This is a genomic window from Corynebacterium sp. UD i78 (genome assembly GCF_056280545.1).
The window spans coordinates 2,636,549-2,659,409 of sequence record NZ_JBWCED010000001.1 but is presented as its reverse complement, the minus strand read 5'-3'; the positions used below and the strand labels follow the sequence as shown (position 1 = coordinate 2,659,409).

At 67.6% G+C, this 22,861-nt stretch carries 17 protein-coding genes, 1 tRNA gene and 2 pseudogenes; 17 read left to right on the top strand and 3 right to left on the bottom strand.

All coding sequences use genetic code 11. The annotated features are described in order from the left end of the window. Positions 1 to 3 precede the first annotated feature (3 nt). The 4 genes from ACZ9GM_RS12460 to ACZ9GM_RS12445 are packed head-to-tail and all read left to right on the top strand — an operon-like array spanning position 4 to position 5,733. Complete coding sequence (locus tag ACZ9GM_RS12460; protein ID WP_476038032.1) at positions 4 to 972, top strand: ABC transporter permease; 969 nt, start codon at positions 4 to 6, stop codon at positions 970 to 972. Next, complete coding sequence (locus ACZ9GM_RS12455; RefSeq protein ID WP_476038031.1) at positions 969 to 1,793, top strand: ABC transporter permease; 825 nt, start codon at positions 969 to 971, stop codon at positions 1,791 to 1,793. Before ACZ9GM_RS12460 ends, ACZ9GM_RS12455 begins: the two co-directional genes overlap by 4 nt. Further along, positions 1,790 to 3,412 carry a dipeptide ABC transporter ATP-binding protein gene (locus tag ACZ9GM_RS12450; RefSeq protein WP_476038030.1) on the top strand — a complete coding sequence of 541 codons (1,623 nt, stop codon included), beginning with the start codon at positions 1,790 to 1,792 and terminating at the stop codon, positions 3,410 to 3,412. Before ACZ9GM_RS12455 ends, ACZ9GM_RS12450 begins: the two co-directional genes overlap by 4 nt. Further along, the gene (locus tag ACZ9GM_RS12445) at positions 3,409 to 5,733 is read left to right on the top strand and encodes an arylsulfatase (RefSeq protein ID WP_476038029.1); all 2,325 of its coding nucleotides are present in this window, start codon (positions 3,409 to 3,411) and stop codon (positions 5,731 to 5,733) included. Before ACZ9GM_RS12450 ends, ACZ9GM_RS12445 begins: the two co-directional genes overlap by 4 nt. A 63-nt stretch (positions 5,734 to 5,796) precedes the next feature. Here ACZ9GM_RS12445 and ACZ9GM_RS12440 read toward each other — a convergent pair. Continuing rightward, positions 5,797 to 6,787, bottom strand: a pseudogene (locus ACZ9GM_RS12440) (winged helix DNA-binding domain-containing protein). 261 nt (positions 6,788 to 7,048) lie between these two features. Here ACZ9GM_RS12440 and ACZ9GM_RS12435 point away from each other — a divergent pair. From ACZ9GM_RS12435 to ACZ9GM_RS12405, 7 genes and pseudogenes are all read left to right on the top strand, one after another. After that, a complete protein-coding gene (locus tag ACZ9GM_RS12435) occupies positions 7,049 to 8,026 on the top strand; it encodes a TauD/TfdA dioxygenase family protein (protein ID WP_476038028.1) in 978 nt (325 codons plus the stop codon). A gap of 89 nt (positions 8,027 to 8,115) precedes the next feature. Further along, positions 8,116 to 8,188: transfer RNA gene (locus ACZ9GM_RS12430), tRNA-Ala, on the top strand. Positions 8,189 to 8,357: 169 nt separating this feature from the next. Further along, complete coding sequence (locus tag ACZ9GM_RS12425) at positions 8,358 to 8,549, top strand: hypothetical protein (protein ID WP_476038027.1); 192 nt, start codon at positions 8,358 to 8,360, stop codon at positions 8,547 to 8,549. 111 nt (positions 8,550 to 8,660) lie between these two features. After that, on the top strand, positions 8,661 to 10,022 hold the full coding sequence (locus tag ACZ9GM_RS12420; RefSeq protein ID WP_291474794.1) for a hypothetical protein: 1,362 nt from the start codon (positions 8,661 to 8,663) through the stop codon (positions 10,020 to 10,022). Positions 10,023 to 10,040: 18 nt separating this feature from the next. Beyond that, positions 10,041 to 10,463 (top strand): annotated as a pseudogene (locus ACZ9GM_RS12415) (helix-turn-helix transcriptional regulator); the annotation flags it as partial. 42 nt (positions 10,464 to 10,505) lie between these two features. Then, positions 10,506 to 10,946: a VOC family protein gene (locus ACZ9GM_RS12410; protein ID WP_291474822.1), complete on the top strand. Its 441-nt coding sequence runs from the start codon at positions 10,506 to 10,508 to the stop codon at positions 10,944 to 10,946. 4 nt (positions 10,947 to 10,950) lie between these two features. Next, positions 10,951 to 11,379 carry a hypothetical protein gene (locus ACZ9GM_RS12405; protein ID WP_476038026.1) on the top strand — a complete coding sequence of 143 codons (429 nt, stop codon included), beginning with the start codon at positions 10,951 to 10,953 and terminating at the stop codon, positions 11,377 to 11,379. Between the two features lie 20 nt (positions 11,380 to 11,399). On the opposite strand, the gene ACZ9GM_RS12400 is transcribed toward ACZ9GM_RS12405, so the two are convergent. Next, a complete protein-coding gene (locus ACZ9GM_RS12400; RefSeq protein WP_476038025.1) occupies positions 11,400 to 13,568 on the bottom strand; it encodes an ABC1 kinase family protein in 2,169 nt (722 codons plus the stop codon). Between the two features lie 66 nt (positions 13,569 to 13,634). On the opposite strand from ACZ9GM_RS12400, the gene ACZ9GM_RS12395 reads away from it, so the two are divergent. From ACZ9GM_RS12395 to ACZ9GM_RS12370, 6 genes are all read left to right on the top strand, one after another. Next, positions 13,635 to 14,990: an LLM class flavin-dependent oxidoreductase gene (locus tag ACZ9GM_RS12395; protein ID WP_291474788.1), complete on the top strand. Its 1,356-nt coding sequence runs from the start codon at positions 13,635 to 13,637 to the stop codon at positions 14,988 to 14,990. A 37-nt stretch (positions 14,991 to 15,027) separates the two neighbouring features. Continuing rightward, positions 15,028 to 16,170 carry a methyltransferase gene (locus ACZ9GM_RS12390; RefSeq protein ID WP_476038023.1) on the top strand — a complete coding sequence of 381 codons (1,143 nt, stop codon included), beginning with the start codon at positions 15,028 to 15,030 and terminating at the stop codon, positions 16,168 to 16,170. Between the two features lie 175 nt (positions 16,171 to 16,345). Next, a complete protein-coding gene (locus ACZ9GM_RS12385; RefSeq protein ID WP_476038022.1) occupies positions 16,346 to 17,443 on the top strand; it encodes a glycerophosphodiester phosphodiesterase family protein in 1,098 nt (365 codons plus the stop codon). Positions 17,444 to 17,773: 330 nt separating this feature from the next. Beyond that, the gene (locus tag ACZ9GM_RS12380; RefSeq protein WP_476038021.1) at positions 17,774 to 18,589 is read left to right on the top strand and encodes an esterase/lipase family protein; all 816 of its coding nucleotides are present in this window, start codon (positions 17,774 to 17,776) and stop codon (positions 18,587 to 18,589) included. Between the two features lie 65 nt (positions 18,590 to 18,654). Then, positions 18,655 to 19,749, top strand: a complete 1,095-nt coding sequence (locus ACZ9GM_RS12375; RefSeq protein WP_476038020.1) for an iron-siderophore ABC transporter substrate-binding protein — start codon at positions 18,655 to 18,657, stop codon at positions 19,747 to 19,749. A 132-nt stretch (positions 19,750 to 19,881) separates the two neighbouring features. Further along, positions 19,882 to 20,655, top strand: coding sequence for an SDR family oxidoreductase (locus ACZ9GM_RS12370; protein ID WP_291474779.1), 774 nt, complete (start codon positions 19,882 to 19,884; stop codon positions 20,653 to 20,655). Positions 20,656 to 20,767: 112 nt separating this feature from the next. Here ACZ9GM_RS12370 and ACZ9GM_RS12365 read toward each other — a convergent pair whose 3' ends face one another. Further along, entirely contained in the window at positions 20,768 to 22,768 is a 2,001-nt protein-coding gene (locus ACZ9GM_RS12365; protein WP_476038019.1) for a BCCT family transporter, read from the bottom strand. Positions 22,769 to 22,861: the final 93 nt, after the last annotated feature.

Sequence of the window (22,861 nt, the reverse complement as noted above, 5' to 3'; positions counted from 1 at the left end):
ACCATGACCAGCTTCCTCCTCCGCCGTCTCCCGGCCGCCCTCGGCGTCATCGTCGCCGGATCGGTCGTCGTCTTCGCCCTACTCCGCCTCATCCCCGGTGATCCTGCCGCCTCACTGGCCGGCCCGGACGCCCCACCTGAGGCGGTGGACGCTCTGCGCGCCACGCTCGGTCTCGACCAGCCCGTCGTCACCCAGTACCTCCACTGGATCGGTGGGCTGCTCACCGGGGACCTCGGACAGTCACTGGTGCTCGGCGGGTCCGTCGCCTCCCTTATCGGGGCGGCCGTCGGTAACACCCTCGCACTGACCGTTGCGGCGCTGGTCCTTGCCGTGGTGACCGCCGCCGCAGCCACCGCCGCGCCGGAACCACTGCGGTCCACCTTCGCCTCCCTGGCCGTCGCCGTCCCGAACTTCGTGACCGGTACCGTCGCCCTGGTTCTCGTCGGAGTGGTCTGGTCGGTCCTGCCCGCCGGCGGGGTGCCCCGAGATGGCCTGCTCGCCGACCCCGGCATCACGGTCCAGTACCTGTTGCTGCCTGCGCTGTGCCTCGCTCTGCCGGTCGCCGCGACATTGACCCGGTACCTCTCGGATGCGATCACCCACGAACTGGGCCAGCCCTATGTCACGACCGCGTTGGCCACCGGACAGTCGCGCCGGTCCGTGATCCTCACCCAGGTGCTGCCCAATGCCCTGCCCCCGACCCTCACCGTGCTGGGACTGCAGGTCGGGCAGCTCCTCGGCGGAGCGGTGATCATCGAGTTCCTCTTCGCCTGGCCCGGGCTGGGCTATCTGGCCCAACAGGCTGTCACCCAGCGTGACTACCCGGTGGTGCAGGTCCTGCTCGTGCTTTCGGTGATCGTGTTCGTGGTCCTGCAGACCCTTACCGACCTGGCGCACGCCGCCCTCGACCCCCGTATCCGACTGCATCGGACACCGACCCCGTCCAGAAACCCGGCAGGAGCTGCATCATGAACACCCACCTGCACGCCCTCACCCACGGCCGTGGCCTGGCCGGCACGATCGCCGTCGGCATCGTCGTTCTCGCCGGACTGGCCGCTCCCTGGCTCGCCCCCTATGCCCCGGACACGCAGATCCCGGGCGCGAATCTCCTGGGCCCGTCGGCCGCGCACTGGTTCGGGACCGACGCTGTCAACCAGGACCTCTTCTCCCGCACCCTCTACGGCATCCGGGTCAACCTGTTCATCGTGGTCCTCGCGGTCCCGGCCGGTGCGGTCATCGGCGGCCTGCTCGGCCTGGTGTCAGCCCGGTTCCGACGCCTCGACACCCTCATCCAACGCACCTTCGACCTGGTCCTCGCCTTTCCAGCGATCCTGCTCGCCATAGCGGTGACGATGATCCTCGGGCCGGGCATCCGCACCGTCTTCCTCGTTGTCGTCCTCGCCGAGATCCCGCTGTTCGGACGCCTCGTCCGCGGCGTCGCCCTGTCGGTCAGGGAACGCCCGTACGTGGAGGCGGCCCGTACGGTCGGTGCGTCCGAGAACTGGATCCTGCGCCACCACATCCTCCCGAACTCGGTCGACCCCCTCATCGTGCAACTCGCTGTGGGCATGTCCACGGCCGTGTTCGTCGAGGGGGCGATGAGTTTCCTCGGACTCGGCGTCGTCCCGCCGACCGCGTCGCTCGGATCCCTGATCAACGAAGGTGCCGCCTACGCCTGGCACGCACCCTTCTACGCCGTCGGCCCTCTGTCCGTGGTCGTCGTCCTCACCGTCGGCCTGCTGCTCATCTCGCAGGCGCTGTCCCGCTCCACCCGGAAAGAGGTACCCGCATGACTGCCACCGTCGACACCGTCGACACCGTCGACACCGTCGACACCGTCCTGTCCGTCCGTGAACTGTCCATCAGCTTCGCCCATCCGCGCCCCGCTGTCGTCGACATCAGCCTCGACCTCCACCGTGGAGAGCTCCTGGCACTGGTCGGTGAGTCCGGTTCCGGCAAGTCCATGACCGCCCGCGCGGTGCTCGGTCTGCTGCCGCCGGGGGCGGATGCCACCGGTTCGGTGTGCCTGGGGGAGGAGGAACTGCTCGGTGCGGAGGACGCTGTGCTCGAGCGCGTCCGTGGCGCCAGGATCGGCCTGATCTTCCAGGAGCCGCAGACTGCACTCAATCCGGTGCGGACCATCGGCGCCCAGCTCGTCGCCGCGATCCGTGCCCACGACCGGTCCCTGGCCCGGCCGGCGGCCCGTGCGAAGGCGCTGGAGTTGCTGGAGACGGTGGAGATCCCCGAGGCGTCCGCCCGCCTGGCGTCCTACCCCCACCAGCTCTCGGGCGGGCAACGTCAGCGCGTCGCCATCGCCCTGGCACTGGCCGGCGACCCGGAGATCCTGCTGGCCGATGAACCGACCACCGCACTCGACGTGACGGTGCAGGCCGGGATCCTCACCCTGCTTGACCGGCTGCGGGAGACCCGCGGTCTCTCGGTCATCCTCATCACCCATGACATGGGTATCGTCGCCGAGCATGCGGACCGTGTCGTGGTACTGCGACTCGGTGTTGTGGTGGAGGAGGGGCCGGTCGGGCAGATCCTGACCGCGCCTGAACAGCCGTACACCCGTGAACTCATCGCAGCGGTGCCGACCCTGCAGGTCACCGGTTGTACGGTCGACGAGCCGGAGGACGCCGCGCCCGCGCCCGTGGCCGCGGCACGCGGCGTGACCGTGCGGTATCCGGGGTCGACGGTGGACGCCGTGTCGGAGGTGTCCGTCTCTGTCGATGCCGGGGAGACTCTCGGACTGGTCGGGGAGTCCGGGTCCGGGAAATCCACCCTCGGTCGCGTCCTCGCCGGCATCCAGCACGCCGACCGCGGGGACGTGGTCACCCGGCCACCGCGGCAGACCGCGGTGATACAGCAGGATCCGGTCTCCGCGCTCGACCCGCGCAAGACTGTCGGCTGGTCGGTTGCCGAACCGCTGGCGGTGCACCGTGTCGGGACCCGGGCCACACGCCGGGCCCGGGTGACTGAGCTGCTCGCCGCGGTGCAGTTGCCGCCGGAGGTCGCCGACCGGTACCCGCATGAACTGTCCGGTGGGCAGCGGCAACGTATCGCTGTCGCCCGGGCGCTGGCCCTGGAACCGGAACTGGTCATTGCCGACGAACCGACCAGTGCCCTCGACGTGCGGGTCCAGGCCGAGGTCATCGACCTGCTCGCCCGAATCCAGCGGGAGTCGGGTTTCGCGCTGGTGTTCATCAGTCATGACCTGGCGGTGGTCTCCGAGATCACCGACCGCGTCGCCGTGCTGCGGCGTGGAGCCCTGGTGGAGTACGGGCCGACCGCGTCCGTCTTCGCCGACCCCGCGACACAGTACACGCGGGACCTCCTGACCGCGGTCCCACGGGTGACCGCCCAAGGCTCACCCACCCGTACCCCCGATACCGAAGGAGTCGTCCAGTGACCGTCCCCGAATTCGCCCGTGGCTATGAGAACTTCCCCGGCCAAGTGGGCCGTACCGTACGGGAATCCACCCCGTCCTGGCCGGACCCGGTGCGTCCGCCGGAAGGAGCCCCGAACGTCATCGTCGTGCTCCTCGATGACATGGGCTACGCGGACATCGGCCCGTTCGGTTCCGAGATCCCCACCCCGGCGTTGCAACGGCTCGCCGACGAAGGGTTCGCCTTCACGAACTACCACACCACCCCGGTGTGTTCGCCGGCGCGGGCCGCGATCCTCACCGGCCTCAACCCGCACCGCGCCGGGTTCGCCACCGTCGCGAACTCCGATCCCGGGTTCCCCGGTGTCCGGCTGGAACTCGGTGAGGACGTAGCCACCCTCGCCGAGGTGCTCCAAGGTGCGGGCTACGCGACCGCGGCAGTGGGAAAGTGGCATCTGACCAGGGACTCCCTGATCCACGAGGGGGCGGACAAATCCTCCTGGCCGGTACAACGGGGCTTCGACCACTACTACGGGTCACTGGAGGGGCTGAACTCCTTCTTCCACCCGAACCAGATCGTCCGGGACAACACGGTGGTGCAGTTCGAGGAGACACCGGAGGACTACTACCTCACCGACGACTACACCGACGAGGCACTTCGCTTCATCCAGGCGACGCGGGCCGGCAGTGACCGACCGTTCTTCCTCTACTTCGCGCACACCGCCATGCACGGACCGTTGGGCGCGAAGGACACCGATCTGGCGAAGCACCGGGGCCGGTACTCGGAGGGGTGGGACGTTCTGCGGCGTGAACGTCACGCCCGGCAGATCGAACTGGGCATCATCCCGCCGGAGACGCCGTTGCCCGAGGCCGTCGGACGGTTGGGGAAGGAGGTCATCGACTGGGACTCGCTGGACGGGCAGACGAAGGACCTCTACGCGCGGTACCAGGAGGTGTATGCTGCAATGGTCGATTCCGTTGACCAGTCACTCGCACGAATCATCGATCTTCTCGATGAATTGGGGGAGAAGGACAACACCCTCATCGTCTTCACCTCCGACAACGGCGGCACCGCCGAGGGTGGACCGGAGGGCACCCGTTCCTATTTCAGCCGCTTCGCCCATGTGCCGGGACTGCCTGATGACTGGGCCGCGGACGTCGACCGGGACCCCGCGTTCATCGGTGGTCCCCGGTCGATGGCGCACTATCCGGAGGGTTGGGGCATGGCGTCCAACACCCCGTTCCGCTTCTACAAGGGACAGACGTTCGCCGGGGGCGTCCGCGTACCGCTGCTGCTGAGCTGGCCCGCAGGACTGGCACCGGGTGGACTCCGCGACCAGTACCAGTACGCCACGGACCTCACCCCGACGATTCTCGACCTGGTGGGTGTCCCCCACCCGTCGACGGTCGACGGAACCCGGCACGGTGTTCCGGTGAAGGACATCGACGGGGTGAGTTTCGCCCCGGTGCTCCGCGATGCGTCCCACCCCTCCACCAGGCCGGAGCAGTACGCCGAGTTCGGAGGCAACCGTGGGCTGTACCGGGACGGATGGAAGATCCTCACGAACCATCGTCCCGGCACGCCCTTCGAGGACGCCGAGTGGGAGCTCTACCACGTCGACGAGGACCCCAACGAGATCCACGACCTCGCCGGGCAGTTCCCTGAGCTGGTGCGGGATCTCGCGGCGCGCTGGGAACGACTGGCCTGGGAGAACACCGTCTTCCCGTTGAACGACCACTCGAATCCGCGGGCGGAACTACGGCGCCCCGCCGACGACATCTACGGGGAGGCGCTGACGCTGCTTCCCGGAACTCCGAAGCTGGAACGGTGGCGGTCGTCGCGACTGACACAGCTGCGGAGCTTCGACGTGGTCATCGATCTGACCGTCGCGGAGGGGAATTCCGGTGTGCTGGTCTCGCACGGCGACCAGGGCGGCGGCTACGTGGTGTGGGTCGACGCCGGTCGGGTGTGGCTCGCGGTCAACGAGTACGGCGACCTGCATGAGACATCTGTGCCGGTGCCGCCGGTGTCATCGGGGTGGCACACCGTACGGCTGCATTCGGCGGCGCTCGCGGACTTCCGGACGACCTGGACCCTGACGGTCGGGGAGACGTCGGCGGAGATCCCGGATGTGTGGGCCCTGCTCGGTATGGCACCGTTCAGCGGTATCGACGTCGGTGTGAACCGAGGTGGTCCGGTGCACTGGGACAACTACGTCGCCCACGGCTCATGGCGGTACTCCGGCACGCTGCATTCGGTACGCTACGAGCCGGGGGAGCGGGCACCCTACAGTCCCGAGGTGCTCGCCGAGATCGCACGGGACGCCGCGGAGGTCTTCGACTGAGCAACCCGGGTGGGGAGGCGCTGCGCTCCTGACTGTCACGGTTTCACGTGAAACGGGGACTGCTCAGGCATGGGGATAACGCCGGAACGTACGGGTGATATCCCGCTCGGCGGTAGCGCTCAGTGGGCGGAAGGGGGAGAGGGCCAGCCGCCGGCCGGGGCTGCCCTTCGGTGCACGCCAGGTCGCCACGAACTTGCCGCCCCGCACGACCGTCTTGCGGAAGGCGCCGTTGTTGCCGGGGGCGACCTCGTCATGGTGATCGTCCGTGAGGAAGGCCAGGCGGTCCCGGTAGCCGAGCACCAGTTCATCGAAGGCCGGTAGCAGGAACGTGCCGTGCGCCGCCGCCGTCACGGCAGTGATCTCGTCGACCAGCCCGGGGCGTACCCAGGCGTCCTCGCCCAGGGCAGGGGAGAAGGACGCCGCGGGTTCCACCTCGTCGCGGACCATGGTGAAGGCGTCCCTGATGAGCTTCACCGGCAACTTGGTCCACCACGCGAAGTCCCGGAGTCCGGCAGGCCCGTGGCCGTTCAGGTACCGCAGCAGCAGGGTGGCGGTGGCGGACGTGGCGTCTCCGTTGAAGCGCCCCTCCAGACCGGAACCGGCCGGCAACCAGGTCTCCGCGGGGACGACGAGCTGGTCGCCGGACGCGGTGACCGGACCCGTAGACGGCCGTGCCGTGGAGTAGCATGTCGCGCACCAGGAGATAGAGGAATGAGCGGGTCTCCGGCAGCCCGTGGGACGCCCACAGCGCGGCGAGATCCGCTCGGCTCAACCCGCCGGGGTGCTCCAGCAGCAGGTCATGGGCCTTGGTGATGTCAGTCGGGGTGAGACCGTCCTTTGCGAGCCGGCGTCGGGACTGTGTGCGCTGGGGTGCGGCACAGAGCTCGGTGACCCACGCAGCGTCCCGGGCGCCCAGGGCGAAGACCGTGGCGCGCATGGGATAGCCGCGGACGATCGAGCCGTCGGCGAAGGCGTCCTGCACGGCGGTGGCGTTTTGCCCGGTCAGGCGTAGGGCTATCGAGGAGGTGACGCCCGGCAGTTCCTGCCCCTGCATCGGTCCGAGGTCCGCCAGCACCTGTGCCGGGGTGTCGCGGGAGGGTGCGGCAAGGCCGAGTGCGGTGAGACGGGCTTCGACGAGGGCGGGATTGACCATGCGGGCCAGCGTAGTGGGCTGACGGACGTCTTCAGTTCACGGTGAGGTGAATGCTGGGGTGGTACGTGGTGGCACCGTAGGGTCGGCAGTCACAACCGGAACAGACCGAGCGGTCTACTTGTCCGGGGTCCACTCCCTACCGCACCACCGAAAGGAACCACCATGACCAGCACGCTCTCCCGCCCGACCGACACCACCGACTCCGCCGACACCACAAGTGCCGCCTCGACCCCGACCGTCACCCGTCTGGGGAAGAACATAGGTGCCGTCATCGAGGGCATCGACCTCTCCGGCGACATCACCGACGACGAGGTCGAGTTCATCCGCACCGCGCTCGCCACCCACAAGGCCGTGGGCTTCCGAGGTCAGTTCCTCGACGACGACAGCCAGTACGCCTTCGCCTCCCGGATCGGCACGCCGACGCTCGCCCACCCCACCGTCCACTCCACCGGCCTGGACCGCCTGGTGATCGAGGGGGCGGCGAACTCCTGGCATACCGATGTCTCCTTCGTCGACCGGGTGCCGAAGATCAGCGTCCTGCGGGCCGTGAACCTGCCGCCCTACGGCGGCTCGACCCTGTTCGCCAACACCGTCGCCGCATATAACGCACTGCCCGAGCCGCTGCGCGCCCTCGCCGACAGCCTGTGGGCGACGCACTCCAACGAGTACGACTACGCCAACAGCCACGACAGCAACGAGGACAGGACCGAGTACCGCCGTGAGTTCACCCGGGTGCCTTTCGAGATCCAGCACCCGGTCGTCCACCTGCACCCGGAGACCGGCGAGCGGTCCCTGCTGCTCGGTCATTTCGTCCAGGGCTTCGTCGGTCTGAAGACCCACGAGTTCCACGACCTGTTCGCTCTCTACCAGGACCGCATCACCCGCCCGGACAACGTTTTCCGCTGGGACTGGAGCGACGGCGACGTGGTGCTGTGGGACAACCACGCCACCCAGCACTACGGTGTCCACGACTTCGGCGACCACACCCGCAACCTGCACCGGGTGACGCTGGCCGGCTCGGTGCCGACGTCCGTGACCGGGGAACGGTCGCGCATCCTCACCGGAGACGCCTCGGAGTACTCCGTCATCGACGATGTCCGCCCGCTGGTGGGCTACGTCGGGGACGCCTCGGTGATCTGACCGCCGGCGGGGGCTGACTATGTGTTCCGCCGACCGGGGTGTATGCTCTCTCGGTGTCGTCTCCGGGGTGTTCCGGAGAGGGCAGTGACGGGGCTATAGCTCAGTTGGTAGAGCGTTGCGTTCGCAATGCAAAGGTCTGGGGTTCGATTCCCCATAGCTCCACCGCAGGTCAAGGGCACTTTCCGGGAATCCGGGAGGTGCCCTTTTCTGTCATTTCTACCATTTCTACCGCTCGACCGGACCCCTCAATTCGGGGGCGGCGCGACGCGGCCTCCATGCCTAGGGTGGAGAGCCCACAAAACCACGACATCACCGAAAGGGGATGAGCACGATGACCGATCACGACAAGAGGACCGGTAAGCATCACGCCGAGGACGCCCCTGCGCCCGAGGACACGAAGAAGGACCCGAAGCACACCGCGGACAAGGAGATTCCGCAGCAGGGCCCGGAGACGATCGAGGAGACGGTCGACGAGTGGGGCGAGGAGACCTTCCCCGCCAGTGACCCTCCCGCGAACTACTGACGTGCGGATACCGGGCGCCCCGGGGTGGTCCGGGGTGTGAGATCAATTACATTAGGCCAGGCTCACTGATCCGACAGGAAAAAACCGGCGGGGTGTGGGTACGCTACCCGCATGACGTTGAAGATGAGCCGCGTGTCGCGCGGCGCTGCCACCATGATCCTGGCCGCCGCCACCGCCGGCTCCGCGTTCGTTGTCGCCCCTGGCGCGACCGCGCAGGACGCACCTGCCCCCACTGATGAGACGACCTGCAAGGACGCCGGCACCATCTCCGTGCTCGCCGCTTTCGACCAGATGGCCGCCGAGACCAGGGCAGGCATCCCCGCCCAGTTCGCGTCGATGTTCGACACCAACGTGAACAACCTGCGGGCCTCGCTGGTCAGCACCAACGTCGCCTACATCGACGTCTCCCGTGACGCCTCCGAGATCAACGAGGTCGCCGAGGACAATGCCGATCCGTACGCGAACTTCGCGGTCGCCCGCCTCGACAAGATCCGCAACGGCGAGGCGGACGCCGTCGTCGCTTTCCAGGACCTCACCCTCTCCGAGGTCGTCGAGACCCTGGTGCTCGGCATGTACACCTTCACCGTGCCACTGGATGTCGTCGCCACCTCGATGCCGTCCATCGCGCCGATCCCCGTGATCGGTGACGCGCTCGGCGGCACCCCGCTCATCGGCGGCTACCTCACCATCGGCTACCTGGCGAAGCTGCCCTTCCAGTACGGCTCCAAGGGCATCAAGTCCCTGGCCACCGGCCTGCAGGACAACCTCACCTCCCGGTGCTGGGAAGGGGAGGACGCCCCGGACAACGAGGAGCGTCTCTCCGACGGAGGCGCCCGCCCGGTCGTCCCGGTGCAGCCGGCCGAGCGCGCCAACGCCGAGTACATGACGCTGGATGACGCCGAGACCTGCGTCCCCGCCTCCGCCGAAACCCTCAGCGCCGCCCTGGACCGCGTGGCTGAGGGCATGCGTGGCCAGATCCCCGCCGACAAACTCGGTGCCTTCGACGCTGAGGTCGCCCGACTGCAGGCCAACGCCCGCACCGCCCGCGTGACCAACAACTGGGTCATGAAAGACGAGGAAGACCTCAACCCGATCCTCAACATGATCGACAACCCGATGGTCACCCTGCTGTGGGGCGGTGTCGAGGGCTACATCGACGGCACCGCGAACGATTCCACCGCGGTCGGTGACCTCACCGTCGGCAACGGCGTGGACTACGCCACCGTCGCGGACTCCCTGGTCGGCTTGATCATCTCGAAGATCTGGGATGTCGCCACCGGAGACGTCGTGAATACCGCGAATCCGGGCAGTCTGTTCAACCTTGGTGCTCCTGGCCCGGACAAGAACTACACGCTGATCCCGAACCTGGCGAATGTCGCGTCCTACTTCTCCGGCACCGCCCTGGACGTCTACGACAACGTCCTCGACACCATGTGCCTCGTCCATCCGGAGGACGCGGAGACCGGCGAGTAGCCGTGCCACAATGGCCAGGTGACCGGACGACCTGACCTGCAGACACTCGTGCTCCTGCGGCGCGTCAGCGACCGTATGGACCGCGAGTACGACCGACCGCTCGACGTCACCTCCCTGGCGCGGGCGGTGCACCAGTCTCCGGGGCACCTCATCCGCCAGTTCAAGGCCGCCTACCGGGAGACCCCGTACCAGTACCTCATGAAAAGGCGTATCGAACGCGCGATGACGCTGCTGCGTACCACGGACATGAGCGTCACCGAGGTGTGCTTCGCCGTCGGCTGCGGCTCACTCGGCACCTTCAGCACCCGCTTCTCCGAGCTCGTCGGTGTCCCTCCGAGCGTGTACCGCGCGCAGGGAGCGGACGTGGTTCCGGGGATGCTGCCGTGCATCGCCAGGCAGGTCACCAGACCCCGCCGGGAGCGCCCCACCGCACCGTCAGGAATCGAGAAGCGGGCACATCGGGCGCACCGTAGTCTCAGCGGTATGAGCGATCCACGTACCGGTCTCAGCATCCACTCCAGCTTCCTGCCCCACCTCGACCCCGAGGCGTCCCTCGCGTTCTACCGCGACGTGCTCGGTTTCGAGGTCCGCCTCGACGTCGGCTACGAGGCCATGCGGTGGATCACCGTCGGCCCCGTCGGTCAGCCGGACACCGCCATTGTGCTGCACCCCTTGGGTGTCGGCTCCGACCTCACGGACGGGGAGACCGCACTGCTCACCGAACTTGTCGCCAAGGGCACCTACTTCGGCGCCAACCTCGCCACCGCCGATCTGGACGCCACCTTCGAGGCACTTGTCGCCGCCGGTGCCGACATCGTCCAGGAACCGGTCAACCAGGACTACGGACTGAGGGACGCCGCCGTCCGCGACCCCGCCGGAAACCTCCTGCGCATCCAGGAGACCCCGACCCAGGAAGGGAAGTAGCACCATGTCCGGATTCAGTGATGAAGAGCGTGCGGCCATGGCCCAGCGCGCCGAGGAGATCCGCTCCACCAAGGGGCTCAAAGGGGCGGCGAAGACAGCCCGTGAGTTCGAGGCCTGCGTCGCCGCGATCGACGCCCTCGAAGGGACGGACGCGGCCGTCGCGGCTCTGCTGCACCGCGTCGTTACCGAGGAGGCACAGCAGCTCGCCCCGAAGACCTGGTACGGCTTCCCGTCCTACGCCCTCGACGGCAAGGTCATCGTCTTCTACCAGCCGGCCTCGAAGTTCGACGTGCGCTTCGGCACCGTTGGTTTCTCCGAGGACGCCACCCTCGACGACGGCCCCATGTGGGCCACCAGTTTCGCCGTGGTCGAGGTGACCCCGGCGGTGGAGGAACGGCTGCGGGTCCTCGTGCGGAACGCCGTGGGAGGCTGAGCCGTCTCTGGGGCCGGTCCCTACCGCCGCCCGCCCCTGCCCCGGAACAGCACCATCGCCACGGTACGCAGGGACAAGAGGAAGCCGGCGAACAACACCACATAACCCATCGCCGCGTGCCAGGTCAGTTCGTCGACGAGCTTCGGGCCACCGTCCCCGAAGGCGATGAGCATCACCCCGCCGAGGACGCAGAACCCTGCCACCATCGCCACGGTGATCTGCTGCAGCAGCCCGGTGAGGAAGGCCCGGTCACCGGGGTTGCGGAACATGCGCATGCTGACCGACATCCGGCCGTTCTGCAGGTCACCGACGATCCCCGAGACCTGGCGCGGAAGGTCCCGCAGCAGCGGCAGGGACTCCATGAGGACGCTCTCGGCGGCGTCCTTCAGACCCCCCGGACGGAACCGGTCCTGCACCAGGTCCGATCCCTCACGTCGGGCGGTCTCCACCAGCGGATAGCCGGGGTCGAGGACGCGCAACGTGCCCTCCAGCTCGGCGAGACTGCGCAGCGCCACGGCGATCGTCTCCGGCACGACCAGCCTGTAGTCGTTGAACAGCCGCGTGAGCCGGCTGAACAGTGCGGCCCCCTCGCCGTACCCGATCCCCCCGCCGTAGCGGGACAGCAGCGCACTGACGGACCGCTGCAGGGCACGGATGTCCAGCTCCTCCGGACGGTCCATGAGGCCCAGCAGGGCGTCGGTGAGGACCCTGGCGTCCCCCAGGTCGATGGCGGCGAAGACGGCCGCCAGTGCGGTGCGGTCCGTGGAGTCCAGGCGACCCACCGCACCGAAGTCGAGCATGCCCAGCCCGGTCTCCCTCGTGGTGACCGTCTCCTCGTCCGAGCCCGCGGTGACATGCAGGCGGCCCAGGCTGTGCTCACTCTCCGAGGAGGAGGCCGATCGTACCGTCACATCGTGCATCACCAGCACATTGCCCGGGTGCGGGTCGGCCTGGAAGACGCCGTACCGCATCATCTGCCGCAGTGAGGCGCTCATGAGCAGGTCACCGAGCTCCCGGCGCAGCTCCGGGGTCATCGCCGCGATCTCCCCGTCCGGCCCGGTCGCCGAGCCCAGGGGAGTACCCACCAGCTCGTCCATCACGAGCAGTCGCCGGGAGGAGAACTCGCCGTAGACCTTCGGCATGACCATGCCAGTCGCTGCGACCGGTTCCGCCATCTGGCGCATGTTCGTCGCCTCGGTGCGGTAGTCCAGCTCCTCGGCCAGCGTTGTGGTGAAGGAGGACGCCAGCTGCTTCAGCCGCATGTCCCGGGCCCACTGCGCGGAGTTCTCCAGCCGGGTGCAGACCCGCAGCACGATGTCGGTGTCCCGCGTGACCTCCTCGACCACGCCGGGACGCTGTATCTTGAGGACCACCGCCGTACCGTCCTCCAGTGTCGCCCGGTGCACCTGGGCCACCGACGCCGCGGCCATCGGCTCATGCTCCACCGAGGCGAAGACCTCCTCCGGAGCCGCGCCGAGTGCCTCGGTGAGTGCCTCGCGGATCTCCGACCAGGGTGCGGGGGAGGCGGAGGTCTGCAGCTGGGAGAGTTCGCTGATGAACTCCGGCGGCAGGTTGTTCTCCCGGGTCGAGAGGTTCTGGCCGAGCTTCACGAAGGTCGTCCCGCACTCCTCGAGGGCCTCACGGAAGGACTGCGCGATCCGACGGGTCGCGTCGGCGTCCTTCCCGGAGAACGAGGGGCGCCCCGAGGTCAGCCCCCGGCGGACGAACACCGCCGTGACCTGCCGGTAACGGCGGTTGCGGCCGCGGGCGTCACGCAGGCCGCTGAACCAGGACAGCGGGGAGCCGCCTGTCGCCCCGGTCGGTGCGATGAGCTCCAGGACGGTCAGCACCGCCGCGCCGAAACCGAGCATCCACAGCAGTGCGATCCCGCCGAGGATGACCGCCGGGCCGGGTTCCACCCCGGAGTCCCAGAACTGGTCGATCGCCAGGTAGACCAGGCCACCGGTCGCCAGGGAGACCACCAGGGCCACGACGATCGACCGGGGCCAGCCCACCGGGACACCGAGAACCCGGCGCATCACCGTGGCCAGCAGCCAGGTGACAGCGGCGAGGGCCACCGCACCGACGATGAGCAGCAGCGGCACGAGGAACCAGGTCGCCACGGAGGCGGTGCGGGTGCCCTCAGCCACGGACAGGTACGGTGAAACTGTCGACACGTCAGTATCCATGCCGTACAGGCTACCGACGTGGAAGAACATCCCACCCCCGGAATTCACCACCTCTGAAAGGTTCCCATGACCGAGAACGGCGAGCCCGACAATCCGGCACAGGTCCACCTCAACCTCTTCGTCAGCGGCTGCGGCCACCATGCAGCCGCCTGGCGTGCAGCTGACTCCGCCGTCGACCGGCTAGGCGACATCTCCTGGTGGGAGGGCCTGGCGCAGACCGCCGAACGCGGCAGGTTCGACGCCATCTTCTTCCCCGACGGACAGGCCGCCCGGACCGAGGCGCTCACCGCCGGCCCGACCTGGTTCCTTGAGCCGATGACCAGCCTTGCGGCGATATCGCAGGTCACCGAACATATCGGTCTGGTGTCCTCGGTGTCCTCGACATTCTGGGACCCGTTCCACGCCGCCCGCATCATCGCCAGTCTCGACCACATCTCCGGCGGACGCGCCGGGCTGAACATCGTCACCTCCCAGTTGGACGCCGAGGCCCGCAACCACGGGATGGACGCTCTGCCGAACCACGCGGTGCGCTACGCCCGTGCCGGGGAGTTCGCCGAGACGATCAAGGAACTGTGGGGGTCCTGGCCGGCGGAGTCGATCGTCGCCGACCGTGGTGGACGGTACACCGAGACCTCCCAGCTGAAGAAGATCAGCCACCGCGACCGGTGGTTCCGGGTCGACGGTCCGCTGAACATCCCCACCCCGCCCCAGAAGCAGCCGGTGATCTTCCAGGCCGGTGTCTCGGAGCCGGGGCGGGACCTTGCCGCGTCCCACGCCGAAGGTGTCTTCACCGTCGCCTGGGACTCCCAGGGCGCCCGCGGTTTCCGGAAGGACGTCCGCGCCCGTACCGCCGCCATGGGCCGCAACCCCGACCACGTGCGCGTCATGCCCGGCCTCGTGGCCTATGTCGGATCCACCGAGGAGGAGGCGCGACGCCACCAGCAGGAGCTCAATGAGCTGCTCCCGATCGAGGCGGCTCTGCACGACCTCTCCGCCTTCCTCGGGGTGGACGCCACCGCCTGGGACCCGGACGCCGAGTTCCCCGTCCTGCCGCCGGTCAGTGAGTGTGATGCGGCCCCGGGACGCGCCACCCTGGTCCGGCACATCGTGGAACACGCCGGACGCCGTGGCGGGTCCAGCAGCGGCCAGGACGACCTTCGGCGCCCGACCGTGCGGGAGGTGCTCGGCTACCTTGCCGCCGGTGGCGGACACGCGACCCTGGTCGGTACCCCGGAGCAGGTCGCGGACGAGATCATCCGCTGGATCGACTGCGGGGCGGCCGACGGATTCAACATCATGCCGCCCTCCATGCCGCACGGACTGGACACCTTCGTCGACCAGGTGGTGCCGGTGCTGCAGGAGCGCGGCCGGTTCCGTCGGGAATACGAGGGCACGACCCTGCGCGAGAACCTGCTGGGGTAGTCCGGGGCTTCGGCCTGCCTGTGCGACAATCACAGGCATGACCTCCACCTCCGGGCAGACGACCGTCGCCGATGACACGACCACCGCAGACGCCGCCTACGCCCGGCTGCGCCGCGGAACCACACTGCTCTGGCAGGGGGACTTCCACAACGGACGCCAGCTCATCAGGGCCGTCGACCGGCGACTGACGAAGCAGGCGGCGCGTAAGGGGAAGAAGAAGCAGAGCGCGGGGACCGCGGCAGACCTGTTCCAGCGGCAGCGTGAGGACCGGGCGCGCCGGGCGGAGATTCTCGGCCGCATCGTCGTCGACCTGGCGGAGCGGGACGGTCAATGGCTCCTGGACCTGCACCGCGCCCCGGACGTGGCCGGGGCCTGCGGGCACGCCTACGGTGCCCCTTCGCGGGGGGAGAGCCGGCGGACACCATTCACCGCACTACAGGGTGTCCTCGGGGCATATCAGTGGCATCTCAACGGTGTGGAGGTACCGGCATTGGGGGAGAAGGTGTACCCGGACTACGGCGTTTTCTCGCCGACGCGCAGCGAGTACGTCGACCTGGTCGATGACGTCGCGGCGGCTTTCCTGCCCTCTCTCAAAGAGGGGGCGAGCGTCCTGGAACTGGGTACCGGGACCGGCGTCCTCGCCGCCGTGCTGGCCAGGAGAGGCGCCGTACGAGTGACGGCGACGGACGTGAACCCGCGTGCGGTGGCGTGTGCACGGGCGAACCTGGACCGGCTCGGTGTGGGGGAGCGGTGCGAGGTCGTCGAGGCTGACCTGTGGCCGGCGGTGTCGGAGGCCACGAGGAGCACGGAGACCACGGATGCCGCGGATGCCGCGGATATTGTCGTCTTCAACCCGCCGTGGCTACCGGGGACGCCGACCTCGGAACTGGAACTCGGGATCTACGACGCCTCCTCCGATGCCCTACGGCGCTTTCTCACTGAACTCACCGACCACCTCACCGACGGTGGGGAGGGCTGGCTGGTGCTGTCTGACCTGGCGGAGCACCTCGGACTACGTACCAGGGAGCAGCTGGAGACCTGGATCTCCGACGGCGGCCTGCAGGTTCTCGGACGGTCGGACACCACGCCGCGTCATCCGAAGGTGCTGCGGGAGGACGATCCGCTGCATGTCGCCCGGTCCCGCGAGGTCACCTCGCTGTGGCGGCTGGGGCGGATGTAGGGGTGTTCCTGTGCGGGGCGGTGACCGCACGCCGCACCGGGTCCCCGCCTGCGGGTGTCCCCGGAGAACCCCCGACCGTACTGATGCTGACACCTGGATGAACTCTCCGTGTTCACCGTGAACACCAGGTGCACATAGCTGACAGGGAGCGTGGCCGGTCGTTAGCGTTCTCCCCATGACCCTCACCCGACGCCTCGCCGCCACAGTCCTCTCCAGCGCAGTGGCCCTGTCCACCCTCCTCGTCTCAGTTCCCGCAGCCACCGCCGCCGGTGCCCTGTCCGACAGGGCCCCGGGATCCGTCCCCGGATCACCCGGTGGCATCACCGGCAGCCTTCCGGGCATCCCGGGTGCGGACCCCGTCGACAACCTGCCGACCACCTTCGACCTGCAGGCACACCGTGGCGGCCGCGGTGAGCACACCGAGGAGTCCCGGACCGCCTTCGAGACCGCCATCGACCTAGGCGTCACCACTCTCGAGCTCGACATCCACATGACGGAGGACGGTATCCCGCTGGTCTGGCACGATCCGTCGATCCAGGACGACAAGTGCACGGATACCGCGCCGGTCACCGCCGATGACCCGGAGTTCCCCTATGTCGGCAAGGACGTCCACGACCTGACCTGGGAACAGATCCAGACGCTGACCTGTGACAAGGTGCTCGACGATTTCCCGGACGCCGTGCCCGCCACCGGTAACCGGATCCTGCAGCTCAGCGATGTCTTCGATATCGCGGAGCGTGATCCGCAGGTGTACTTCAACATCGAGACCAAGGTCGAGGCCGAGGAGCCGGAGCGGTCCGCCGCGCCGCAGGAGTACGTGGACGCCATCCTCGATGCCGCGGACGCCGCCGGCACCACCGACCGGATCACCGTGCAGTCCTTCGACTGGTCGACACTGCCGCTGGTCCGCGACCGCGCCCCGCAGGTCCCACTCGCCGCACTGTGGGACAAGAGCACGTGGACGCCGGACTCGCCGTACCTCGGGCCGGTGGACTACGACGCTGTCGACGGTGACGTCCTCGCCGGGGTGGGGGAGCTGGGTGTGGAAGTCGCGAGTCCCGCCTTCGACACCTCCTCGTCCTGGGTCAGAGGTGACCTCGCGGGGTTCATCGACCGGGCACATGAGGCCGGGGTGCGCGTCCTGCCGTGGACGGTCAACGAGACCGCCGACATGGCGGAGTACATCGACGCCGGAGCCGACGGCATCATCACCGACTACCCGTCGCGGCTCAAGGAGCTCCTCGATGAGCGGGGTATCGCCTACCGCCGTTGATCAGGTGGGGAAGAACACGCTGTAGACAATGATCCACCGCACTGTGAACCACACTATGAGGTGAGTCACTGGTAGCGTGTTCGTATGTTCACTAGGGGAACAAGTGCCGTTGCCGGGGGATTGCTTGCTTCCCTCGGTCTGTTGTTCGCCGCACCCCAGGCAGTCGCCGCGCCGGCTGTACCTGAGATGCCTGAGATGCCCGTCTTGCCGGCGATGCCCGCCCCTCCCGAGTATCCGGAGGTGCCCCATCCGCACGAGACCACGACCGGGAACGGTCCCGGCGCCGTCGATTTTCGGGACGCCAGTGCACAGGCCCGGAATAACCCACGCATGGCTCCGCCCGGTGCCGACGACTGGGACTGCGTCCCCACGGCGGAGCACCCCGAGCCGGTCGTTCTCGTCCACGGGACATGGGGGAATACCTACAGTGCCTGGTCGGGTCTGGCACCGCAGCTCAAGGAGGACGGCTACTGCGTATTCGCCCCGAACCTCGGCGAAGCGGACATCACCACCAGGGGAGGGGTGCAGTCGCTCGGGCCCGGTGTCTTCGCCACCAAGGACATCGCCCTCACCGCCGGTGACCTCGCCGACTACGTGGACGCCGTCCTCCAGGCCACCGGGACGTCCCAGGTCGACATGGTCGGCCATTCCCAGGGCGGACTGCTCGCCCGGCAGTACCTGAAGTTCAATGGCGGGGCGGAGAAGGTGGGTAGGCTCGTCACGCTCGGCGCGACGAACCACGGCACCACGTTGAACGGGCTGGGGACGCTCGACCGCACCATCGGTGACCTCGGACTCGATCTCGATCCGGCGCTGGACTACGTCATCGGCGAGGCAGGCATACAGCAGGTCTACGATTCCCCGCTGCTCACCGAGCTGAACGCGGACGGGGATACGGTGCCCGGCGTCAACTACACCGCCATCGGCTCCCGCTACGACACGACCACCACCCCCTACGAGACCACCTTCCTCACCGCCGGCCCCGGGGCGACGGTGGAGAACATCGTGCTGCAGGACGGCTGCGAACAGGACATGTCGGGCCATGACATGACCTACTCGCCACGGGTGATCGACCTGGTGCGCAACGCCCTGTCCCCCGGGTCGGTGGAGCAGGTCCGGTGTGAACCGGTGGCGCCGTCTACATGACCTTTGCCTTGCCTCATGTCGTGTTTGTAGTCTGAATGACATCGCACACGACCTGAGGAGATCCCTTGTCCCTGACCATGCGCCGCCCGTTCCGGAGAGTGGCAGCTGCGGTTCTCGCTGCCGTCACCGGGCTCACGCTCACCGCCTGCTCGTCGGATGACGACGACACCGGCAATTCCGCGTCGTCAGAAGAGGTGGCAGACGGGACGGCGGTGGACTCGGCGTCCTACCCGCTCACCTTCGGGACCGCGTGGGGGGAGTCCACCCTGGAGGAGAAGCCGACCCGCATTGCCGCGGTCGGGTACAAGGACGCGGACATCATGGCTTCACTCGGTGAGATCCCGGTGATCATGTGGGAGAACACGCTCAAGCAGGAGGCCTGGACCGTCGACGCCTTCGACGGCCAAGAACCGGAGAACACCTCCGCCTACGCCGAAGACGGCTCCATCGACCTGGAGAGCGTCGCCGCTGCGGAGCCGGATCTCATCCTCGCCAGCCAGATGGATCTCGGAGACCAGTACGACGACCTTTCGAAGATCGCCCCGGTCATCGGTGCACACACCGAGGAGGATGTCAGCGGGAACTGGCAGCAGACCGTGACCGACCTCGGCGAGGCGCTCGGTAGGCAGACCGAGGCGCAACAGATCATCGATGACACCGCTCAGGTGGCTGCCGACGTGAAGGCCGAGCATCCCGAGTTCGAGGGGAAGAGCATCTCGATGCTCAACTACTTCGGGCTGGACACCATCCGCTACCTCAACCCGGACGATTCGGATGCTGCCGACCTGATGGAGTCCATCGGGCTCACGACGATCGCGGAGTCCTCGAGTTTCGGCAGCGACGACATCTCCGCCGAGCGCCTCGACGACACCGCCGCCGATGTCATGGTCATCATGGACAACTCGAACGGCAGGATCGACGAACTGACGGACAACCCGACCTTCCAGGCGATCCCGGGAGTGAAGGAGGGGCGGGTCCTGATCCTCCACAACAAGGCCTTCGAGTCCGGGAAGGCCGCGTACACGGTGAACGACGACACCGAGGAGCAGGAAGGCAATCTCCCCTGGGCCATCGCCTACCCCGGACCGCTGTCCACCCAGTGGGCGCTCGAGACCCTCGCGCCCCTGCTGGCGGATGTCATCGGCGGCGACGAGGGATAGTGCGTTTCACGTGAAACCGCTCGCCCCGGAAGCTCCGGGGTCACCGCGGGGGATGAGCTGAGGCAAACTTTTCTTCTGGAAATATGCCCGAACCGTGGACGCTGCCGTCCGGGCGCCGGTAGTTTGTCTCCCATGGGTAATAAGAGCATTTTCATCTCCGGCGGCGCCGCGGGCATCGGCCGTGAAGTCGCACTCAAGTTCCACAACGCCGGTTGGACCGTCGGCGCCTACGACATCGACGAGGAGGGCCTCGGCAAGCTCGCCGCCGAGGCTCCCGGCATCATCACCGGCAAGCTGGACGTCACCGATTTCGCCAACTGGGAGGAGGCTCTGGCCGACTTCACCTCCCACACCAACGGCAAACTGGACGTCCTCGACAACAACGCCGGCATCATCGGTGACTTCGACATCGCCGAGCAGCCGGCCGGCCTGATCGCCAAGCAGATCGAGGTCAACTGCACCGGCATCACCCTCGGTGCCAAGGCCGCGTACCCCTACCTCAAGGCCACCAAGGGTGCGCACATGCTGTCCATGGGTTCCGCCTCCGGTATCTACGGCCAGCCGCACATCACCCCCTACTCCGCGTCCAAGTTCTACGTCCACGGTTTCACCCAGGCCATGAGCCTGGAGTGGCGCAAGGACGACATCCGCGTCGTCAGCATCATGCCGCTGTGGGCCAAGACCAAGCTGGCCGCTGTGGAGGCCAAGTCCACCAAGCGTCTCGGCGTCCGGATCGAGCCCAGCGACGTCGCGAACTCCGTCTGGAAGGCCGTCCACCCGAAGAACTTCATCGAGCGTCAGCGTCAGGACTACTCTGTGTCCTTCCCGGACCTTGCCCTCCGCTGGTCCGCCCGCTTTGCTCCGGCTCCGGTCGTCCGCCAGGTCAACAAGATCATCGCCGGCTAGATAAGTACCGGGGTATGGCCGCGCAGTTGTGCAGCCACCCCGACAACGACACACCCCGTGCCGCTGCAGGATCACTGCAGCGGCACGGGGTGTGTCGTTGTCGGGGGAGTACCTACTCCCCGTCGGTGTCCTTCTCTTTTGCGTCCTTTTCCGCTGCCTCCCCTGCCTCCCCTGCCTCCGCTGCCTCTGCTGCGGCGCGGTTCTCCTGGGTCCGCGAGTACGCGGCCCACGGGTCCGGAGTAGCGGCAGCCTCCTCCTCGCGCTGCTTCCGCGCCTCCTCCGGATCCTCGGAGGTGGCGTCGGTGTACCAGTCGGTCAGCTCCGGATCCTCGCTGTCGAAGTGCGCGCCGGCGCCTTCCTCAGCAGGGACGGGGTCCACCCCGAACACGAAGTCGTCACCGTGCTCGTCGATTCCCTTGGCGACGCCCTTGTAGACCGCCGAACGGGCGTACCGGCGACGGATCGTCGCAGGGTCATTGGACAGGTCCTTCCACCAGGAGACCATCATGCCGATGATGATCAGGGCGAACGGAACGGAACAGGAGACCATGATCGACTGCAGTCCGGACAGTGCATTGCGTCCGCCGGCGAGCAGCAGGAAGATCGCGATAAGGCCGAGGGCCGCGCCCCAGATGATCGTCACCGGCTTCGAGGGGACCGCGCGTCCCGACTGAGACATCGACCCCATCACCACCGTTGCCGAGTCGGCTGCCGTGACGAAGAAGATCACCACGGCGATGAGCACCACGATGGACGTCACACCGGTGAAAGGGAGGTTGTCCATGATGTCGAACATGACGTTCTCGCCGGACTCCTTGATCTCCAGGCCCAGACCGTCCAGGTTCATCCTGATGGACGTGCCTCCGAAGATCACGAACCAGGCGATGGAGATCGCAGACGGGACGAGCACGACAACCGTGGCGAACTCACGGATCGTCCGGCCGCGGGAGATCTTCGCGATGAACATGCCCACGAACGGGGACCACGAGATCCACCAGGCCCACAGCAGGGTGGTCCACGAGGTGAGGAACTCCTCTTCCACCTTGCCCTCGCTCGCACTGACCTGGAACATGGCCAGGAGATTCTCGGCGAGGTTGTAGACCGTCGACGGAAGCAGGTCGAGCAGGAACACGGTCGACCCGGTGACCAGTACGAACAGTCCCAGTGCAACGACCAGTCCCATGTTGATGTTGCTCAGCAGGGCGATACCCCGCTTCACACCGGACACCGCGGAGATGATGAAGGCGACGGTGAGAACCGACATGGCCACCACGACGAACCCGTTGCCCTCCAGTGGCTTGCCGGTGAGGATCGAGGTACCGGTCCGGATCTGGAGTGCGCCGATACCCAGAGAGGTCGCGGTACCGAACAGGGTCACCAGCACAGCGGCGACATCGATGATCTTGCCGAGAACGCGGTTCGAGCCGTCCGGGAAGATCGGCTCGAAGACCGCGGAGATCAGCGGGACGCGGCCGCGTCGGTAGGTGGTGTACGCCAGCGAGCCACCGACCAGGGCGTAGATGCCCCAGGCGAAGCTCGCCTGGTGCAGGACCGCCTGGGAGAGTGCCGGCCGGACAGCCTCCATGGTGCCGCCTTCGGCGTCCGTCGCCGGCGGCGGATTGAGGAAGTGCTGCAGCGGTTCCATCGGGCCGTAGAAGATCAGGCCGATGCCCAGGCCGGCGGCGAAAAGCATGGAAATCCACGTCACAGTGGAGAAGTCCGGCTCGGCGTCATCCGGGCCGAGTTTGATGCGTCCGGTCGACCGGCAGGCGATGACGATCATGAACACCGCGCAGGCGACGGTGATCGCCCCGTACATCCACCCCAGGTTGCGGACCACCCAGGACTGCATGGTGGAGCCGACCTCGGCGATATTGTCCGGCGCGACCGCTGCCCAGACGATGAAGCACAGGGCGACCGTCAACGCGGTGGCGAACACTCCGATCCGGGTCGGGAACTTCGTGTTCGTGTCCTCGACACTGATGCCGGGGACCAGGGCCGGGTGGATGGACTGCTCACCGCTGGCGGCCTTCTTCAGGACGGTACTCAGTCGACCGGACGGTTGCCTGGGCTGTTCGCCCGGACTGGTTCTCTTCTCGGATGCGGGTGGCATCTGAACACTCTCCTCACGTCGGTGTGTCACGTCAGTGAACAACGTTACGTCAGGCCTGACCACCGGAAAGACCTGGACACAAAGGTGAGGAGG

Excerpts from the sequence above, each read along its gene's own strand:
- ACZ9GM_RS12460 (WP_476038032.1), top strand. The coding sequence starts at position 4 with ATGACCAGCTTCCTCCTCCGCCGTCTCCCGGCCGCCCTCGGCGTCATC.
- ACZ9GM_RS12455 (WP_476038031.1), top strand. The coding sequence starts at position 969 with ATGAACACCCACCTGCACGCCCTCACCCACGGCCGTGGCCTGGCCGGC.
- ACZ9GM_RS12450 (WP_476038030.1), top strand. The coding sequence starts at position 1,790 with ATGACTGCCACCGTCGACACCGTCGACACCGTCGACACCGTCGACACC.
- ACZ9GM_RS12435 (WP_476038028.1), top strand. The coding sequence starts at position 7,049 with ATGACCAGCACGCTCTCCCGCCCGACCGACACCACCGACTCCGCCGAC.
- ACZ9GM_RS12425 (WP_476038027.1), top strand. The coding sequence starts at position 8,358 with ATGACCGATCACGACAAGAGGACCGGTAAGCATCACGCCGAGGACGCC.
- ACZ9GM_RS12420 (WP_291474794.1), top strand. The coding sequence starts at position 8,661 with ATGACGTTGAAGATGAGCCGCGTGTCGCGCGGCGCTGCCACCATGATC.
- ACZ9GM_RS12410 (WP_291474822.1), top strand. The coding sequence starts at position 10,506 with ATGAGCGATCCACGTACCGGTCTCAGCATCCACTCCAGCTTCCTGCCC.
- ACZ9GM_RS12405 (WP_476038026.1), top strand. The coding sequence starts at position 10,951 with ATGTCCGGATTCAGTGATGAAGAGCGTGCGGCCATGGCCCAGCGCGCC.
- ACZ9GM_RS12400 (WP_476038025.1), bottom strand. The coding sequence starts at position 13,568 with ATGGATACTGACGTGTCGACAGTTTCACCGTACCTGTCCGTGGCTGAG.
- ACZ9GM_RS12395 (WP_291474788.1), top strand. The coding sequence starts at position 13,635 with ATGACCGAGAACGGCGAGCCCGACAATCCGGCACAGGTCCACCTCAAC.
- ACZ9GM_RS12390 (WP_476038023.1), top strand. The coding sequence starts at position 15,028 with ATGACCTCCACCTCCGGGCAGACGACCGTCGCCGATGACACGACCACC.
- ACZ9GM_RS12385 (WP_476038022.1), top strand. The coding sequence starts at position 16,346 with ATGACCCTCACCCGACGCCTCGCCGCCACAGTCCTCTCCAGCGCAGTG.
- ACZ9GM_RS12380 (WP_476038021.1), top strand. The coding sequence starts at position 17,774 with ATGGCTCCGCCCGGTGCCGACGACTGGGACTGCGTCCCCACGGCGGAG.
- ACZ9GM_RS12370 (WP_291474779.1), top strand. The coding sequence starts at position 19,882 with ATGGGTAATAAGAGCATTTTCATCTCCGGCGGCGCCGCGGGCATCGGC.
- ACZ9GM_RS12365 (WP_476038019.1), bottom strand. The coding sequence starts at position 22,768 with ATGCCACCCGCATCCGAGAAGAGAACCAGTCCGGGCGAACAGCCCAGG.